14 protein-coding genes, 1 tRNA gene and 1 pseudogene are annotated in these 17,118 nt (G+C 64.5%); 9 read left to right on the plus strand and 7 right to left on the minus strand.

Features of this window, described 5'->3' with window-relative positions:
* The first annotated feature begins 37 nt into the window (after positions 1–37).
* The 3 genes from AC5P8J_RS08770 to AC5P8J_RS08780 are packed head-to-tail and all read left to right on the plus strand — an operon-like array spanning position 38 to position 3,125.
* Positions 38–1,921, plus strand: a complete 1,884-nt coding sequence (locus AC5P8J_RS08770) for a M61 family metallopeptidase (protein WP_495216760.1) — start codon at positions 38–40, stop codon at positions 1,919–1,921.
* Positions 1,918–2,595 carry a lysoplasmalogenase gene (locus tag AC5P8J_RS08775; protein WP_021202454.1) on the plus strand — a complete coding sequence of 226 codons (678 nt, stop codon included), beginning with the start codon at positions 1,918–1,920 and terminating at the stop codon, positions 2,593–2,595. The genes AC5P8J_RS08770 and AC5P8J_RS08775 overlap by 4 nt, the downstream gene beginning before the upstream one ends.
* Positions 2,596–2,618: 23 nt before the next feature.
* Positions 2,619–3,125 (plus strand): hypothetical protein, encoded by a 507-nt coding sequence (locus AC5P8J_RS08780; protein ID WP_019337508.1) that lies wholly within the window; start codon positions 2,619–2,621, stop codon positions 3,123–3,125.
* 116 nt (positions 3,126–3,241) lie between these two features.
* Here AC5P8J_RS08780 and AC5P8J_RS08785 read toward each other — a convergent pair whose 3' ends face one another.
* From AC5P8J_RS08785 to AC5P8J_RS08805, 5 genes are read right to left on the minus strand one after another with little or no spacing between them, the layout of a single operon-like run.
* Positions 3,242–3,949, minus strand: a complete 708-nt coding sequence (locus tag AC5P8J_RS08785) for a hypothetical protein (RefSeq protein WP_021202455.1) — start codon at positions 3,947–3,949, stop codon at positions 3,242–3,244.
* Positions 3,946–4,902 carry a hypothetical protein gene (locus tag AC5P8J_RS08790; RefSeq protein ID WP_021202456.1) on the minus strand — a complete coding sequence of 319 codons (957 nt, stop codon included), beginning with the start codon at positions 4,900–4,902 and terminating at the stop codon, positions 3,946–3,948. Before AC5P8J_RS08790 ends, AC5P8J_RS08785 begins: the two co-directional genes overlap by 4 nt.
* A 47-nt stretch (positions 4,903–4,949) precedes the next feature.
* Positions 4,950–7,745: a TonB-dependent receptor plug domain-containing protein gene (locus AC5P8J_RS08795; protein WP_021202457.1), complete on the minus strand. Its 2,796-nt coding sequence runs from the start codon at positions 7,743–7,745 to the stop codon at positions 4,950–4,952.
* A gap of 11 nt (positions 7,746–7,756) precedes the next feature.
* Positions 7,757–8,725, minus strand: coding sequence for a FecR family protein (locus tag AC5P8J_RS08800; protein ID WP_478405719.1), 969 nt, complete (start codon positions 8,723–8,725; stop codon positions 7,757–7,759).
* Entirely contained in the window at positions 8,722–9,231 is a 510-nt protein-coding gene (locus AC5P8J_RS08805; RefSeq protein ID WP_111099011.1) for an RNA polymerase sigma factor, read from the minus strand. The genes AC5P8J_RS08800 and AC5P8J_RS08805 overlap by 4 nt, the downstream gene beginning before the upstream one ends.
* Positions 9,232–9,485: 254 nt before the next feature.
* On the opposite strand from AC5P8J_RS08805, the pseudogene AC5P8J_RS08810 reads away from it, so the two are divergent.
* From AC5P8J_RS08810 to AC5P8J_RS08830, 5 genes and pseudogenes are all read left to right on the plus strand, one after another.
* Positions 9,486–11,121 (plus strand): annotated as a pseudogene (locus AC5P8J_RS08810) (autotransporter domain-containing protein).
* A gap of 97 nt (positions 11,122–11,218) precedes the next feature.
* Complete coding sequence (locus AC5P8J_RS08815) at positions 11,219–12,214, plus strand: 2-hydroxyacid dehydrogenase (RefSeq protein WP_021202459.1); 996 nt, start codon at positions 11,219–11,221, stop codon at positions 12,212–12,214.
* 58 nt (positions 12,215–12,272) lie between these two features.
* Positions 12,273–12,348 (plus strand) — tRNA-Thr (locus AC5P8J_RS08820).
* Between the two features lie 352 nt (positions 12,349–12,700).
* A complete protein-coding gene (locus AC5P8J_RS08825; RefSeq protein ID WP_276577080.1) occupies positions 12,701–13,552 on the plus strand; it encodes an RHS repeat-associated core domain-containing protein in 852 nt (283 codons plus the stop codon).
* Between the two features lie 18 nt (positions 13,553–13,570).
* Positions 13,571–13,933 carry a hypothetical protein gene (locus tag AC5P8J_RS08830; protein WP_227853920.1) on the plus strand — a complete coding sequence of 121 codons (363 nt, stop codon included), beginning with the start codon at positions 13,571–13,573 and terminating at the stop codon, positions 13,931–13,933.
* An 845-nt stretch (positions 13,934–14,778) separates the two neighbouring features.
* Here AC5P8J_RS08830 and AC5P8J_RS08835 read toward each other — a convergent pair.
* Positions 14,779–15,111 carry a hypothetical protein gene (locus AC5P8J_RS08835; RefSeq protein WP_019659277.1) on the minus strand — a complete coding sequence of 111 codons (333 nt, stop codon included), beginning with the start codon at positions 15,109–15,111 and terminating at the stop codon, positions 14,779–14,781.
* A gap of 13 nt (positions 15,112–15,124) precedes the next feature.
* Complete coding sequence (locus tag AC5P8J_RS08840; RefSeq protein WP_134730337.1) at positions 15,125–15,760, minus strand: GyrI-like domain-containing protein; 636 nt, start codon at positions 15,758–15,760, stop codon at positions 15,125–15,127.
* A gap of 316 nt (positions 15,761–16,076) precedes the next feature.
* On the opposite strand from AC5P8J_RS08840, the gene cyoA reads away from it, so the two are divergent.
* On the plus strand, positions 16,077–17,117 hold the full coding sequence (cyoA, locus tag AC5P8J_RS08845) for a ubiquinol oxidase subunit II (protein ID WP_014646391.1): 1,041 nt from the start codon (positions 16,077–16,079) through the stop codon (positions 17,115–17,117).
* The last annotated feature ends 1 nt before the right edge of the window (position 17,118 follow it).

A 17,118-nucleotide genomic window follows, 5' to 3' on the forward strand; every position in this document is an offset into this window, starting at 1 on the left:
CTAGCATCGGAGGATTCTCCGATGCTGGAAGTTGCCGATGAAGACCCGTGCCCTGGCGATGTCGTTGCTGTTCGCGCTGGCCGCCACGCCCGCGCTGGCGCAGGCCTCGCCATCGGGTGATGCCGCAGCCCCAGGCCTGCTGCGCATCGATGTGGATGCACGTGACCTTGCCCGTCGCATCTTCAAGGTGACCGCCACCGTGCCGGTCAAGCCCGGTCCGGTCACCCTGCTGTACCCGCAGTGGATTCCCGGCAACCATTCGCCCACCGGCCCGATCGACAAGCTGGCCGGTCTGCGTATCACCGCCAACGGCAAGCCGCTGGCCTGGCAGCGCGACCAGTACAACGTCTATGCGTTCAAGGTGGACGTGCCCGAGGGCGTCAGCGAGATCGTCGCCCACTTCGATTTCCTGTCCTCGCAGGGCGGCAGCCAAGGGCGGGTGGTGATGACCCCGGAAATGCTCAACCTGCAGTGGAACGCCAATTCGCTGTATCCGGCCGGCGTAGATGCGCGCAACCTGCAGGCGCAGGCCAGCGTGACCCTGCCCAAGGGCTGGTCGTTTGCCACGGCGCTGGAAACCGCGCGCCGCGACGGCGATACCGTGGTGTTCAAGCCGATCTCGTATGACCATCTGGTCGATTCGCCGTTGTTTGCCGGCGAGCACTACCAGCGCATCGATCTCGATCCGGGCGCGAAGGTGCCGGTGCACCTCAATGTGTTTGCCGACGAAGCCAAGTCGCTGAAGCCGAGCGAGGCACAGATCACCCTGCACCGCGCGCTGGTGCAGCAGGCCGACAAGCTCTTCGGTGCGCGTCACTACAACCGCTATGAATTCCTGCTGGCCTTGACCGACCGTCTTGGTGGCATCGGCCTGGAGCACCACCGTTCCAGCGAGAACAGCGCCGACCCGGGTTACTTCACCGAGTGGGACAGCAACGCCTGGATGCGCGATCTGCTGCCGCATGAGTACACCCATTCCTGGAACGGCAAGTACCGTCGCGGCGCGGATCTTGCCACCGCCAACTTCAACACGCCGATGGGCGACAGCCTGCTGTGGGTGTACGAAGGGCAGACCCAGTTCTGGGGGCAGGTGCTGGCGGCACGCTCGGGGTTGTGGTCGGCTGCGCAGGCGCGCGACATGCTGGCCAATGTGGCCGCGACCTATGACCGTGGCCGCCCGGGCCTGGCCTGGCGTCCGCTGCAGGACACCACCAACGACCCGACCATCGCCCAGCGCCGCACGTTGCCGTACCGCAACTACCAGATGAGCGAAGACTATTACTCCGGCGGCCAGATGCTGTGGCTGGAAGTGGAAGGCAAGCTGCGCGAACTGAGTGGCAACCGCCGCAGCCTGGATGACTTCGCGCGCGCCTTCTTCGGCGTCGGCAATGGCGACTGGGACGTCAACCCGTACACCTTCGACGACGTGGTCGCGACCTTGAACGACATCGCGCCGTACGACTGGGCGACGTTCCTGCGCGGGCGCCTGGACGGCCACGGCGCGTTGACCGGTGGCCTGGAGCTGGCGGGCTGGAAGCTGGTCTACCGCGATACGCCGAACGATGCCTACAAGGCGCAGGAGAAGCGCGCCAAGGCCGCATTGCTGGCGTACTCGCTGGGTGCGACGGTGCTCGACAACGGTACGGTCGGCGACGTGATCTGGGACAGCCCGGCCTTCAACGCTGGCCTGGCGCCTGGCATGAAGGTGATTGCCGTTGGCGGCCGCGAGTACAGCAGCCAGCGCTTGAAGGACGCGGTGGCTGCGGCGGCGAAGGACAAGGCGCCGATCGTGCTGCTGGTGAAGCAGTTCGATCGGATCGACACGATGAACATCGACTACCACGGTGGCCTGCAGTACCCGGTGCTGGAGCGCATTGCCGGAAAGCCTGACCGCCTTGCGGAGCTGTGGAAGCCACGATGAAGCCGCGCGCCGGCGATGGCGTGATCCTGCTGATGGCGATCCTCGCCATCATCGGTGCGTTCCTGGACGGTGACGGGCGCTGGCTGCATTGGCTGGCGAAGCCGGCGACCACGCTGCTGATCGCGGCCATCGCCTGGCGGGTGCGTGATCCTGCGCAGCCGACCTACCGGCGCGCGGTGCTGGCCGGCATGCTGCTGTCGTGCGTGGGTGACATCGCGCTGATGCTGCCGATGGACGCGTTCGTACCGGGGCTGGTGGCGTTCCTGCTGGCGCACCTCTGCTACATCGTGGCCTTTCGCGATGGCCTGCGTGCCGGACGCGGCCTGCTCGCCGCCAGCGTCCTGCTGGCGGCCTTTGCCGTACTCAATGTGCTTGGCCTGTGGCCGCACCTGCCGGTGCCGATGCGTGTGCCGGTGCTGGCATACGTGGTGGTGCTGGCATCGATGGCAGCGCTGGCCCTGGCACGGCAGTGGCGCAGCCCGCAGCCCGCTGCCGTGGAAGCCCGAAGCGCCCGCTGGGCCGCGGCAGGTGCGTTGCTGTTCGTCGCCAGCGATTCCCTGCTGGCCTGGGACCGCTTCACCGGCGGCCTGCCGCTGGCCAGCGTGCTGGTGTTGTCCACGTACTATGGCGCGCAGTACGCCATAGCCCGTTCAGTTTTGCCTGGTCATCGCTAGCCTGGCCTCGTTATGATTTTCTGATGGCTAGGGGAATCAACGCGCTGTTTGCAGTTATCGATGCCATCCGGGCGGAGTGGTCAAAGCCTCGGGTCGCCATGCATCAGCATGGGGCGTGTCCTTTCCTGCTTCGATCCTTCTTCGTAGAACGTGGTGCTGCAATATCAGAAGACCGGCGATTACAGGGCTGCCCAGCGCAGTTGCTCGCATTCTGGAAGGTGTACGCTTCGGCGGAATTGTTCAAGGACGAGCAATTCGGTCAATGGGGCATGGAGATGCTCAGCGTCGAGGATGCACACGTTCAGACGACCTTCCTCGCTGGTTCGCGTCCGTTGGATTTCCGGAGCGGCGATGTCGTATTTGGCCGCTTCTACGGCGACTCAGATCTACTGGTGATGAACGCCTTTGGTACGGTGCTGGTCTGCCTGCCTTTGGACGAGCGAAAAGATTGGCCTGAAGCATCGGACTCGCTTGCAGGCTTCCTATCCCGGCTGCATGAAACCCAAGGTTCCAAGTACTGGGAGTTGTGATCCATCGAGGGTATCCGCATTGGCTGCCGGCTGGTTCAAGTCTTCTCGTCAGCGAACAAATGGCCTTGCTCTACCTGCTGGAGTAACGGCTGCCAGAGCTGGATGGGTCGCGTTGCCTACTGACGGCTTACGCCGCGGGCGTTGCCCTGTGCGTCGAACTGCAGGCGTACGGATTCGCGGTCACCGGCCACTTCGTCCGGCAGCCACACCAGCTTGCCGCCCTTGCGCACGATCACATACACGTGGCCGACTTCGGATGCGGGGTTCTGCAGGGCATTGCGTTGTTCCTGCAATGCCTGCGCCACGCGCGGCACGGCCTCGAAATCGATGCTGGCCAGGGATGTGCTGCTGCGCTGCAGGCTGATGGTCGGCGCGAACTGCTGCGGGTTCACTGGATTGCCCTTGCGCCATTGGCCACGCTCGAAGTGGTAGCTGTCGACGTGGGTCGGCTGCTGCGGGTCGACCAGGTCCAGGTTGATGCGGCCATCGTCGTAGAAGTGGATGCTGTGGAACACCGTCAACCGGTGCCCGGACAGTGCAGGCATCTGTTCCAGTGCCTGGCGGGCGGCCAGCAGGTAGTCCGCATCGAACAACCGGTTGCTGCGTTCGGGAACCGGCATTGATCGCGGTTCGGGAATCGGGGCGAGCGAAGCGGGCCTCTCGCGCGATGGCGGCATGGTGATCGGCGCGGTCGCGCGGTCAGCCTGCACCGAATGCCCCAGTGTTTCGCCTATCGTCTGCAGCGCACCACCGGCAACGGCGGCGCCGGCCAGCACCAGCAGCACGGCGGAAAATACCACGGGTGTGGAAGGCGGCCGCTTCATACAGCCTCCAGGCGCACATTGCTGCGGTCATCCGGGTCGTACAGCAGCGTGACCTGCTCGCGTGGAACGTTGGCCAGCTCGATCAACGGGATGAAGCGGCGCACGCTCACCTGCTGTATGCCACCTTCGCGGTCGGTGTATTCCAGCTGGAACTCCACCTGCGGCTGTTCGTTGAGGTAGGTGCCGGTCTGGCGCACCTTCAATACCCGGGCCTCCACACCGATGCCGCGGTACTTCAGCGCGTCTCCGCGGGCATCGGCGTGCAGCAGGCGGCCGAGCAGGCGCAGGACCAGGGCGTAGCCGCACAACACCAGCGGGCACACCAGCAGAGGGTGGCCGAAGGTCAGGAAGGTCCAGCCCAGGCCCTCGCTCTGCAGCCGGTAGGCCAACACATAGGCAGCGGCAACGGTTCCGATGCCGAGTGCTGCACCGATGCCACGCCGCCACAGGCTGGCGACATTCAGTTCGGGCTGGGCGCCGTCCAGTACCACGTTCGGGAACGCGCCCGGCACCCGGCTCAGGCGTGCATCGACGTGCCTGCCGACGCCGAAGCGCTGCAGTTGCGGCTTGCTGTCGACTACCAGCAGCAGTTCGCGGATCGGCGTGCCGGACAGGTTCTTGAAGGACAGCTGCAGTTTCCATTGCGCGAAGCCACGCACCTGCACGCCGGTCTGTTCAGCGTTTTCGATCAGCGCATCGCGTGGTTCGCCATCGGCGAGGATCGAGCGAACGCGATGCAGGGCGCGTGGTGGGCCGAGCAGCAGGAAATGCAGGAACGCGAACAGCAGAGCGAGCCATGCAGCGAGCGACAGTGCCAGCAGCAACAGTGCCAGCCACGGTGCACTGCGATCAGCCAGCGCCACCGGCCACGAGGTGCCGAAATAGAGAATGCAGGGGAAGGGCAACGCGAAGAACAGCAGGAACGCGCCCCAGAACCAGAGATAGGCCTTCATGGGGGGAGGTGGCAGACCGGTGGAACAGGCCGCGTAGGTTACTACGCTCAGCGGAACTGCAGGGTAAGCAGGTAGTAGCGGCCGAGCGGATCATCCAGCCCCGGCATCTGCCCGCCATTGCCGACCAGGTAGTTCACCGGTTGCGTGTCGAGCACGTTGTGCACGTCCAGCGCCGCGACGACGCGCGGGCCGAGGCGGCGTGCCAGGTGCAGGTTCCAGCGCAACTGGCGCGGATTCATGCAGTGGTTCTGTTCGGCCTGATCCTGCGGGCATTCGGCCCCCGGCAGCCAGGCACGGGTGCGACCGACCTGGTTGCCGCGCAGGGCGACGTCCCAGTTGCTGTTCTGCCATTGCGCGTTCAACACCGCAGCCAGTTCGGGTGTCACATGGCCGCGCAGGTCCACGGCGGCCCCGTGGTCACGGCGCCGACGCAGTTCCTGCTGCTTCAGCGCATCGAGTGAGAACAACCATTGGCCGTTGCTGCCGCTGTCGATGCGGTATTCGCCACGCAGGACCCAGTTGCGGGAGGTGGTGCGGCCGATGTTGTCGAACGACAGGCGCAGGCTGCTCAGGTAGCCGTCGTCATCCAGCTCCCAGGTACTGCGATTCCACACCGCATCGCTTGGCTGCAGGGCGAGGATCTCGTTGCGCAGTTCCACGATGTTGTGGGTCAGCGACAGCGAAAACGTGTCGTTGGGTGTCCATGTGGCGGCCAGCGAATGGCTGCGCGATCGCTCGGCCTTCAGTGCATCGTTCTCAACCACGTTGGCCGTGACGCTGCAGCCGCCACTGGCCGTGGCCATTGCACATTCAGGAAGGGCACTGGACACCGGAAGCGTGATCGACCCGAAGTAGCCCGGGGGGCGCCGTTGCTCGAACAGGCTCGGCGCACGGTAGCCGCGTCCGCTGGCCAGCAGGAACGACCAGTGAGGCGTCGGGGTCCAGCGCAGTCCGGCACGTGGCGAGAACGCCATGAAGCCGTCGTCGCGGTCCCAGCGTGCGGCCAGGTCCGCGCGCAGCGTGGGTGCCAGTGGCAGGCCCAGCTCGGTATAGACACCGCTGCTTTGCCGCGACAGGCGGCGTTGCTGCTGCGGCAAACCCAATGCAAGGTCGCCCTGGCTCAGCAGCGCATCCGGATGCGAGGTCCAGCGCTCATGGCGCAGGTCGATGCCGGTCGCCAGTTGCGCATTGCCCCCAGCCATCGCCATCAGCTCACGCTGCACGCCCCACCAGCCCTGCCACTGTGCAGTGCTGCCGCGGTTGCGGATGGATGGGAACAGCGCGTCCATATCGGCTGCCGGCGGTGCGTCGAAGCCGGGAATGAACCTGCGTGCCTGCGTTGCTTCAAGCAGCAGCGCCGTGCGCACCGTGCCTGCCGTGGACAAGGTGACTTCGCTGCGCTGCGCACTGATGCCGGCTTCCCAGCTGCGCCGGCCCTGGTCACGTCCGATGCCGAAGGTGACGTCCGTATCGGTGGCGCGGACCTTGGGACGCACGTTGCCGGCCTCACGCAGCACACTGTTGAAGGTGATGCCCCGCGACACCACCGCAACGGCGGTCGGGCCCAGGTCGAAGCGCTGGCGGTTGTGACTGGCCCGCACCTCGGCATAGGCATAGCGTCCCTCACCCCGTTCGTGCCGGTAGCGCAGGTAGGCCGACGCGGTATCCGAGGCCGGTTGCAGCGAACGCGGCCGGGCGCTGTCGAACCAGCAGCCGTCCTCGCGCCGCTCCAGGGGCGGCTCGCAGCGCCGCGCGGGCACGTACCAGTTGCCGAGGATCGCGCCGATCGGATACAGCGAGGTTTCCGCATGCCAGTCACGTTGGTCACCGGCGACATGCTCGACACGGTGCAGATCGAGACCGGCAAACCAGCGGTCTCCGTTGCCACGTGCGCCGCCCGTGGCGGCCTGCAGGCGGTACTGGCCCGCGTCGCCACGGCTGCTGAGTCCGGTCTGCAGCATGGCTTCGGGCCCATCGGCCTGGTCGCGCAGGATGATGTTGACCACGCCGGACATGGCATCGGCGCCATAGATGGCCGAGGCACCGCCGCGTACCAGTTCGATGCGGTCGACGAAGCTCAGCGGAATGCCGCCGAGGTCGGTCAGCCCACCCTGTTCCAGCGACACCATCGGATAGCGCGGCAGGCGCCGGCCATTGACCAGGAACAACGTCGCCCGCGGTCCCATGCCATCGAGGCTGGTGGTGGCCGCTGCACCCACCGGCAGGTACTGCGAATCGCCGCCGCGCGAGGTGCTCATGGCAGGATGGCCGTTCATGCCGGGCAGGTGCCGCAGCAGGTCGAACAGGTTGCCGTAGCCACTGCGCAGGATATCGTCACGATCAATGGTGGTGACCGGCAGCGTGGTCTGCACCGAAGAGCGCGGCAGCCGGCTGCCGGTGACGTGGATGGGAGCCAGTTCCACCTCGTGCGGCGTGTCGGCGGACCTGGGAGGCAGGCGCGGCAGACGCGGGGCGGTGAACGCTGCCGGCGGCTTGGCAGGCTCGGCATGGACCCGCCGCACGACAAAAGCACCCGAGGACGTGCGCAGGATGTTCACCGGCAGGCCGGCAACCAGTTGCTTCAGCGAAGCCCCGGTATCGCGCTGGCCACGGGTGCCATCGGTGCGCAGACCCTCCAGTTCACGTGCGTCGAACAGCAGGGCGGTGCCACTCTGCCGGGCCCATTGCTGCAGTGCCGGTACCAGTGGGCCGGCGCCCACGTCGATCGCCAGCGTGCCTGCGGGCGTGCCGGCATCGGCCATCGGTACTGCGGCAACGCCCAGGGCAAGGCATAGCAGGGCCCGGAGCAGCCCCCACTGCAGCGCACCCGGACCTGCCTTCACTGCCGGTCTCCTCAGTATGTGCGGCGCAGTTCCAGCGCGCCATCCGGACGCGTCTGGCCAGCCACGGACCACCCCAGTTCCAGCGCCGACAGCAGTTCCTGCGCATCGCCGGCACGGAAGGTACCGCTCACGGCCAGGCTGGCGATCTCAGGATCGGCGATCACCAGCGGCGTGCGGCCGTAACGGTTCATGCGTTCGACCACGATCGACAGGGGGGTGGCATCGAACACCAGTTGCCCCTGCAGCCAGCCTTCAGCGGCGGCAGTGGAGGAGAGGGCAGGGCCTGGCTGGATACGGCCGGAAGGCAGAACCTGCAGCTGCTGGCCGGGCGCCAGCGTGTGCTGCGCTGCGCCGCTGCTGACTTCGACGGCACCTTCCAGCAGCGCGACCTCGACCAGGCCGTCGCGCAGGCGTTCCACCTGGAAGGTCGTGCCGATGTCGCGGATCGTACTGTCGCCGGCGCGCAGTTGCAGCGCCTTGTTCGACGGTGCGACCTGCAGTTGCAGCCGGCCCTGCTCCAGCACCAGCTCACGATGGCGCCAGCCGAAGCGGGCGCGGAGAATGGTGCCGGCATCCAGCATGGCGACGCTGCCATCGGCCAGTGTCTGCTGCTGTGGCTGGTGCGAATCATTGGCGTAGACCTGTGGCGTCGGGTTGCCGTCGACGGCAGCCATCCAGCCGATGCCGATCGCCATGCAGACACCGGCAGCAGCGGCCACGCCCGGCAACCAGCGCCGGCGCGGCGGACGCGCCGCGCGTGCCGCAGCGGTCCGCAGCCAAGGGTCAGCCGCAAGCCCAGCGCCCTGCTGGAACAGGGTTTCGGCCTGCACCCAGGCTTTGACGTGGGCCGGATCTTCGGCCAGCCAGTCCTCGAACGCTTCGCGTTCGGCCGACGTGCAGTCCGGGGCTTCCAGGCGGGCTACCCAGGCGCTGGCGCGTTCAAACAGCTGTGCATCATCCCTGTGCGGGGTGCCACTCATTGGCCGTCCCTGTCGTTGTGCAGCGGATCCGATCCCAACTCCTGACGCAGGCCCTGCAGGGCGCGGGCGATATGTTTTTCCACGGTCTTGGCAGTAATTCCACAATGCCGCGCGATCTGCGTGTAGCTCATGCCGGTGATGCGGTTGAGCAGATAGACCTCGCGTGCGCGTTCGGGCAGCTTGAACAGGGCCTGCCGCAGCAGGGACAGCATCTGCCCTGACTCGGCCTGGCGCAATGGATCGGGCGAGGAACTGGACGGTTCGTCGCTGCCATCGTGTTCGGCCAGCGGCAGATGCGGCCGCGACAGCGGTGAGCGGCCGCGGTCTGCCAGGCGGTTGCGGGCGATACGATACAGCAGCAGGCGCAGTTCGTCCGGGCCCTGTGCGCGGTAGCGGATCAGCCGCTCCATGCAGTCCTGCGCGATATCCTCCGCATCCTCAGGCCCAACCCCCCGCGTGCGCAGGAACGCGCACAGCGGTGCGCGCTCTTCGCGCACGAACGCGATGAAGGCATCCGCAGGTGCGGGTAGCTCTGGCGCGCGATGGAGCAGGGGAGACGGGGTGGACAGGGCTGGCCTCGACGGTGGGTGGCGAATGCGTCGTCGAGTTTTACGCGACGATGAGCGGATGGGGAAGAGTGTGCATCGATCGAATTCCCATTGTGAATGTATTCATTTTCCAGGATCCGTTCCACTGGGGGAGATCATCCCGCTGCGGCGTTGATCGCTCCATCCGCGTGTTGCGGGTGGAGAGAGAACACATGAAGTACTCGACGTTGAGCCTGGCCCTGGCCGGGCTGATGGGCGTTGCCGCCATAGCCGTGGTGGATGACGTCATGGCAACGAATTAATCACGTGCAGGGCGATCGCATCTTCCTGAGTGGAGATGTGACCTACGCCGACGCGGTGTCCCTGCCGGCATTGCTGGCCAAGGCACAGGCCGAAGGCCGGCCGGTCCGTGAGGTGGTGCTGCGTACGTCCAATGGTGGCGCGTTGATCGCCGGGGAGTGGCTGCAGGGCATCATCCGCACCTCCGGGCTGAACACCATCGTGTCCGGCAATTGCATCTCATCCTGCTCGATCATGCAGTCCGGCGACGTCGAGCGCTATCTGGCCGGCGATCTGCCGCTCATCGACTCGGTGCAGATCCACGCAGCCAGCAGCGGCGGCAAGGTGATCTACACGCCGTCGCCGCGCATGACCCAGATCTATAGCGGCAACTACGGTGGTGGCATGGATGCCGGGCTGCTGCACAAGGCCATGTATGAAGTGGTGAAGCCGAACGGCCTGCTGGTGTTGCGCGTTCCGGCACGCGGCACCGGTCCCTCGGTCACCTTCGACCCCGATGGCAGTGGCAGCAAGCTGGAGTCGTTCCCCGGCCAGGACATCTACAGCAACAGGATCATCACCGCATACGGGTACCGCGATCCGGGCGACACCCTGAACGTCACCGCCAACGTGACCGGTGACATCAATCCCGGCTACCTGCGCACCGGACGCCAGCTGCAGGCGTTCGTCGATGATGATTTCGCGCGCTGGAATACCGACTGGCGATCCACCTACATCAATGTCGCACAGAGCATCTACACCGCATCCAGCCGCGGCCCGCAGGGCATCGGTGCGCTCTCGGTGCAGGGTTACCTCAGTGACCCGGACATCCAGGACCTGTTGCTGTCCAAGCTGCGGCTGGCTGATCTGGATGTCTCCACGCTGGACAACGCCAAGGCCAGCGATGGCTCTGGTTTCACCGGAGATGTGCGCGCGCTGGACGTGGGCGGCTACCTCGATGCGACGTACGCGCGCGGCTATCTGTCGGCGGCCGTGCGCTACACCGATCTGCGGCATGACACCCGTCGCAGTATCGGCGGTATCGATGGCCTGCAGCAGCCCCTGCGCGCGAAGTACAGCAACGATGCGATCTCCGCACGTGTTGAACATGCGTTCTCGTTCACCACCGGCAAGGGCCTGGTGATCCAGCCGTTGCTGCCGGTGGTGGACTACGCGCGCACTTCGGCCACCCGCTTCAACGAAGGGCAGGGCGCCGGTGCGCTGGTTGGCCGCAGTGGCAGCCTGGAGAGCATCCGCGTGGGTGCGGGCCTGCAGCTGTTCAAGACCTTCGAAGGCAACAACGGTGAGCGCATCACCCCGCGCGCCCGGGTGGTCTGGCAGAAGGAGCTGGGCGATTCGCAGGCCCGCTACAGCACCGGCTTCGCCGCAGCTCCGGATCTGGTGTTCGGCGCCAGCAGCCAGGCGGTGGGCGAGCAGGTGCTGGCCTGGAACCTGGGTGTGACCCGCCGTGCCAGCGAGCGGCTGTCGATCATGGCCGATTACGTGGGCGAGCGCCGCGACGGGCAGATCCAGAACGGCGTGATGCTGGGCCTGGGCTACAGGTTCTAAGTGGCACCCGGCACCGGCGATGACGGCATCGCCGGTGCCATCCCAACGCGGGCGCTGCTGCGGTATGGTCGGTATGGCATTCCACCCAGGCCCATCCATGCAGATCGCCGTCTTCAGTGCCCGTCCCTACGACCGCCGTTTCCTTGATGAGGCGAACCAGCGCGATGCGGCTGGGGACGGCTTTGCGTTCGTGTACTTCGATGTGGCGCTGGACGTGCACACGGCGGCGCTGGCGCAGGATTGCGCAGCCGTATGCGTGTTCGTCAACGACCGCCTGGATGCGCCGGTACTGCACGCCCTGCATGCGGTGGGGGTGCGGGCCGTGCTGCTGCGATGCGCAGGTTTCAACAACGTGGATCTGGCGGTTGCAAAAGCGCTGGATCTGTTCGTCGCACGCGTACCGGCCTATTCGCCTGAAGCCGTGGCCGAGCATGCGCTGGCGCTGGTGATGACCCTCAACCGGCAGACCCATCGCGCCTACAACCGGGTGCGCGAAGGCAACTTCATGCTCGATGGCCTGCTCGGGCGCACCCTGCATGGCCGCACCGTGGGCATCGTCGGTACCGGCAAGATCGGCCTGGCCACTGCGCGCATCTTCAAGGGCATGGGCTGCATCGTGCTGGGACACGACCCGTATCCGTCGCCGGCCTTTGCCGCGGTGGGCGACATGGTGGGGGTGGACGAACTGCTGGCGCGCGCCGACATCGTGTCGCTGCATTGCCCGCTGACGCCTGAGACCCAGCACCTGATCAACGACGCGTCGCTGGCGCGGATGAAGCCAGGCGCGATGCTGGTCAACACCTCGCGTGGGGCACTGGTCGATACCCATGCGGTGATCCGCGCGCTGAAGTCGCGGCGGCTCGGCCACCTGGCCATCGACGTCTACGAGCAGGAAAGCGCGCTGTTCTTCCAGGACCTTTCCGGCGAGATCATCGACGACGAGGCCTTCCAGCGCCTGATGACCTTCCCCAACGTGCTGGTGACCGGCCACCAGGGCTTCTTCACCGTGGAGGCGCTGCAGGAGATCTCGGCGATCACGCTGGGGAACCTGAGGGACTTTGCCGAGGGGCGGGTGTGTGCGAACCGGGTGTAGCGGGCTTAGCCGGGTGGATTGACCGCCGGGGCGCCCAGCCCGTAAAATCGCGGGCTCCGCCGGAATAGCTCAGTTGGTAGAGCGGCGCATTCGTAATGCGTAGGTCGCAGGTTCGACTCCTGTTTCCGGCACCAGTTGCAATGAAAAAGCCCCGGCCTTTGGCCGGGGCTTTTTGTGCTCCGGTAGTGCCGGCCGCTGGCCGGCAAGCAGTAGTGCCAGCCCATGGCTGGCAGCCCAGGATTTCCGAGTCTCGCGGTCTACTCGCCTCTCCGGCTTCCCAGGCGCTTAGCTCCTCGCACAGTTCCCGACCTGGCAACCGCAGCCGGCAATTCCTGTGCTATGAATACCCAGCCTTGCTTCAAGGCTCTTTCAGGGATTGGAAGGATGCGCAGATTCGGGGGAACCGCAGGCGGCGTGTCGACCCGCTTGAGGGCATTTGAGGGACGATTTCGGAAGCTGGGGGCATTGGGCTCTTGGCTGTGCTGCGTGCTGCTGATCGGCTTTGGCTTGTCGCCAGCCGCAATCGCCCAGGAGACGGTCACCTACATTCACACGGACGCCTTGGGCTCGGTCGTAGCCGAGAGCGATGCCAACGGCAACGTGATCAAGCGCTATGACTACGAGCCTTACGGTGCTGTGGTGGGCGGCCAGGTCACGGACGGACCGGGGTACACCGGGCATGTGAGCGACTCGGCTACCGGGCTGAGTTACATGCAGCAGCGGTACATGGATCCGCAGTTGGGAGTGTTCCTGTCGGTGGATCCGGTGACAGCGTATGAGCAGCCGGTTGGGCAGTTCAATCGGTATCGGTATGCGAACGGGAATCCCTACAAGTTCACGGATCCGGATGGGCGGAATGCCTTACTCGCTGCGCCGCTGGTGGTTGTTCCGATCGTTGTTGGCGTGACCTACTATGCAACCACGACAGCCGAGCAGCGAACGAATATCGGCAACAAGCTGGACGGGGCAGTAAAAGGCCTGCTTCAGAAGTCTGAGGAATCACCGAGACTGCCTGCACTGCAAAGTGACGGGTCAATTGCCAGAGATAAGCAGTCTCCGAAAAGCGAATCGAGCGCGGGAGAGAAGAAGGCAACTGGCACGATCTATGTCGATTCCAAGGGGAATGCGATTCCGACACCGCCGGGTGGCAAAATTGAAGGATCACCCGATGGCCGATTTGTTCAGGCAAAAGGGCCTGACGGTCAACCCACTGGGGTTCGAATAGATGGCGGGCACAAGCCATCAACTCATCCTGATCCCCGCGCCCAGCAACCGCATGGTCACGTTCCCGGTGTAAGCAATGCCGACGGAACCCCATGGCTTCCGATAAAACAATGAGTTGGAGTGACGTAAATCATGGAAACTGAAGCTGCGATCATTGAGATGACGAAGCTTGTAAGAGCGTTTGCGTTGGGCTCCGTTGATGCCCAGACTTTCATTGAGAAGTACTCGAATTTCTACTATTACGAATCGCTGGACGGACATGAAGCTTCAAGTGCGCTGCGCCCCGAGAGCATGACGAAGCTCGGACCCGCTATCGAGCTCCATCGCCGCGTTCAAGAAGATGTGGTGAACAAGATCTCGTTCGATGCGGGGTTTTCAACTGAAGCGATGAGGATGGCTGGGCGGCTCTCCCCGGCGGAGGCTCGGGAGCAAGCGTTGAGAATATGTGCAGATGTTGGGATTGAAGTCGTTCTGTCGGCGATCAATGCCGCATGAAGCCGTCCGGCGATCGGATCAACAAGGTTGACGTCGAAGAGCTGACCATTGGGATATTTGACTACGACAACCCGAGCTTCCTCAAGGAAATTTCACTGAACGAGGGTTCGCACGTTCGACTCGGAGGAATGGTCTTTGCTGCTGCCTTTCTAGGCCAAAGTTCGTAACTGGGAATTACTGTATCGGATCACTCTACAAGAGAAGTGATTCCTCCAGGGTCACGTCAGAGCGTAGGCGCGTGCACTTCTCGGATGAGTTTGATGCCGGGGGTATTCACTCGCGCGGAGTGTTGAGGGGGTAGTGCCCTAAGAAGACTGCTCTTGTGCTACCTGAGCGAGTATTCGATCCCAAGGCTCCCACCAAATCGTTGATGCTATCGAAGGCCGATATTGCTGCGATGGTCAATGCTGGCGCAGCACCGCTTAGCGACATGGAACTCTCAGGTTTTCTGCCTACGCTGGTGCACCTGAGAAAAATGATTGATGAGGCAGTGTACCTTTCCGGAAATTTCTAGGGATGCTCTGAACAAATATCAAGCTGGTAGAGGCTTAGATGGCGCTTACGGCCGTTCGGGTCGCTTCTGGTCAGTTTCAGGAACTGCTTCTTGGCAGTTGGAACTCAGATCCCGCACAGTGTGCCATTGGCGACGGTCCTTGCCGGTCCGCTCTGCGCGAGTAGTGCTTATCCTGTCTGTTGCTAGCCGCTTTGTTTGCTCGCGTGACTTATCGGTCGGGTTCGTAATGCGTAGGTCGCAGGTTCGACTCCTGTTTCCGGCACCAGTTGCAATGAAAAGCCCCGGCCTTTGGCCGGGGCTTTTTGTTTGGCCGATTGGCGGCGCGACGCCATCAACGCCGCGCCATCCCCGCATCCTTCGCCAGCCACCACGCCAGCTGCTGGAGATAACCACCCGCTGCTCCCGCCAATGCGCCGATCAGCAGGCGTGCGAGCACTCTGGTCCCGCGGCTGGCCCGCTCGCGTACCCATGGCAGCACCGCGACCACCTGCGCACCCAGCAACAGCATCAGTACGTCCAGTCCCGACGCATCCACCAGCGGCAACAACGGCAGCAGATCCGGATTGCAGGCCAGCACGATCACCAGCGTAGCCCCAAGCACGGCCATCAGCCGGCGCCCGGCGGGCAGGGTGGTCCAGCGCAGCAGTCGTTCGATCATGCGCATGACGTTCCTCGGGTCATGCGCGAGAACCCTCGTCAGGCCCAACCGCCCGCACCGGTTGCCGCAGCACGGTCTTCAATCTCGCCGCGTCGGTCTTTCGCGGATCACTCAGGTAGATCTCATGGTGGGGGCCGGCGAAGGTGTAGCCCAGCGAAGGCATCAGCTCGTCGTGCAGATGAGCCAGGATCGGGCCTTCGTCATCGTAGGCGCCCACATGCAGGGTCTGCAGGCAGAGGCCTTCCTCAAGCACCCTATGACGAAGGCCAGCCGGTGTCTCGCCCAGCTTCTTCGTCGCCTTGGCGATGGCGGTCTCCAGTTGCCCTGGGCTGATCCCATCCGGCGTACGGATCATCACCGTCCACGACCACTCGTCCTTGCGGCGTGCCACAAAGCTCGCCGGGTCGTCGGCAGTCCAAAGCGCTTCCAGCGGCGGCACTACGTAGTCCCGGCCCTCGGCCTTCAGCGCGAACTTCAGTGCATAGCTCACTGCATACAGCCACTGCACCGACTGCAGGTAAGCCGGGGCGGTATTCGGGTCGCCGCGGCCGTCGATCATCAGGTAGGGCAACGGTGGCACCTCCACTTGGACGAACCGGCCTGCCGGGGGCTGGTACAGCGCCCGGTCGCGCTTCTTGAAGTCGATCTTGTCCATGGCGTCCCTCCTGCCTGGAGCATCCCATGTTCCTGTCTGTCCGCGCACCTGAATCTGTTCAGGCGACTTTGCCGAGCGCGGCGGATCACCGGCCGATGCCATCGTGCGTGCGCGGTGCGACAACGTGTCGCAGCCAGAATCGGGCCTTTCCTGCGCTCGATCAATGTCAATGCCTTTCTTAAATGATGGGTGACGGCCTAAAATTGAAAGGCTGACTCGACCCCACCTGCCTGCCTGTCTTCCGGACCGGTGGGACCGGCTTTGGCCGGAACAGGCAGGGACGGGGAACGGCATTCCCTCGCAATTGGATCGACCGATGATTCCGTTGAAAACCCTTGGGCGCTGGTTGCGCCCGGGCCTGCTGCTGTCGTTGCTGGTGATGCTCACCGGCTGCGATGCCGTGGCCATCCTCAGTCCGAAGGGCCAGATCGGCCAGGATGAGAAGACCCTGCTGATCACGGCCACCGTGCTCATGCTGCTGGTCGTCATCCCGGTCATCATCATGACCCTGACGTTCGCGTGGAAGTATCGCGCCTCCAACACCAAGGCCCGCTACGAGCCGAAGTGGTCCCACTCGACGGCGATCGAGGTGGTGGTGTGGTCGATCCCGTGCATGATCGTGCTGGTCCTGGCGGTCCTGACCTGGCGCTCGTCGCACGCACTGGATCCGTACCGTCCGCTGGATTCGGACGTCAAGCCGGTCACCATCGAGGCGATCTCGCTGGACTGGAAGTGGCTGTTCATCTATCCGGAAGAGAAGGTGGCGGTCGTCAACGAAATCAAGTTCCCGGTCAACACGCCGCTGAACTTCAAGATCACGTCCGATTCGGTGATGAATGCGTTCTTCATCCCGCACCTGGGCAGCATGATCTACTCGATGGCTGCGATGGAGACCAAGCTCCACCTGATCGCCAACGAGACCGGTGAATTCCCGGGCATGTCTTCGCACTACAGCGGCGCGGGCTTCGCCAAGATGCACTTCACCGCCTACTCGGTCACCGATGCCGAATACCGCCAGTGGCTGGACCAGGTCCGCGCCGGCGAGCAGACCCTGGACAAGGCCTCGTTCAAGGCCCTGGGCGAAGCACGCAACGCCGAGTGGTATCCGGTCACCTACTTCGGCAAGACCGAAGAAGGCCTGTTCGACTGGGTCATCGCCAAGCACATGGGCGACAACAAGCATTACGGCATGAAGCACTCGCATGCCGGTGCCGCCGCTGCCGACGCCGCCACCCATGAAGCGCACGAGGGCCACGCCCCCAGTGATGCGCATGATTCCAAGGAATCGGGTGAAAACCTGGATGCCAACGAACACGAACACGCAGGCCATGCCGGCCACGCGGGTTCGGGAGAATGAA

The organism is Stenotrophomonas sp. YJH_SMC_37 (genome assembly GCF_059370035.1).

Bases quoted from the DNA above. Each gene is read 5' to 3' on its own strand.
- AC5P8J_RS08770 (WP_495216760.1), top strand. From the start codon at position 38: ATGAAGACCCGTGCCCTGGCGATGTCGTTGCTGTTCGCGCTGGCCGCC.
- AC5P8J_RS08775 (WP_021202454.1), top strand. From the start codon at position 1,918: ATGAAGCCGCGCGCCGGCGATGGCGTGATCCTGCTGATGGCGATCCTC.
- AC5P8J_RS08780 (WP_019337508.1), top strand. From the start codon at position 2,619: ATGGCTAGGGGAATCAACGCGCTGTTTGCAGTTATCGATGCCATCCGG.
- AC5P8J_RS08785 (WP_021202455.1), bottom strand. From the start codon at position 3,949: ATGAAGCGGCCGCCTTCCACACCCGTGGTATTTTCCGCCGTGCTGCTG.
- AC5P8J_RS08790 (WP_021202456.1), bottom strand. From the start codon at position 4,902: ATGAAGGCCTATCTCTGGTTCTGGGGCGCGTTCCTGCTGTTCTTCGCG.
- AC5P8J_RS08800 (WP_478405719.1), bottom strand. From the start codon at position 8,725: ATGAGTGGCACCCCGCACAGGGATGATGCACAGCTGTTTGAACGCGCC.
- AC5P8J_RS08815 (WP_021202459.1), top strand. From the start codon at position 11,219: ATGCAGATCGCCGTCTTCAGTGCCCGTCCCTACGACCGCCGTTTCCTT.
- AC5P8J_RS08830 (WP_227853920.1), top strand. From the start codon at position 13,571: ATGGAAACTGAAGCTGCGATCATTGAGATGACGAAGCTTGTAAGAGCG.
- AC5P8J_RS08835 (WP_019659277.1), bottom strand. From the start codon at position 15,111: ATGCGCATGATCGAACGACTGCTGCGCTGGACCACCCTGCCCGCCGGG.
- AC5P8J_RS08840 (WP_134730337.1), bottom strand. From the start codon at position 15,760: ATGGACAAGATCGACTTCAAGAAGCGCGACCGGGCGCTGTACCAGCCC.
- cyoA (WP_014646391.1), top strand. From the start codon at position 16,077: ATGATTCCGTTGAAAACCCTTGGGCGCTGGTTGCGCCCGGGCCTGCTG.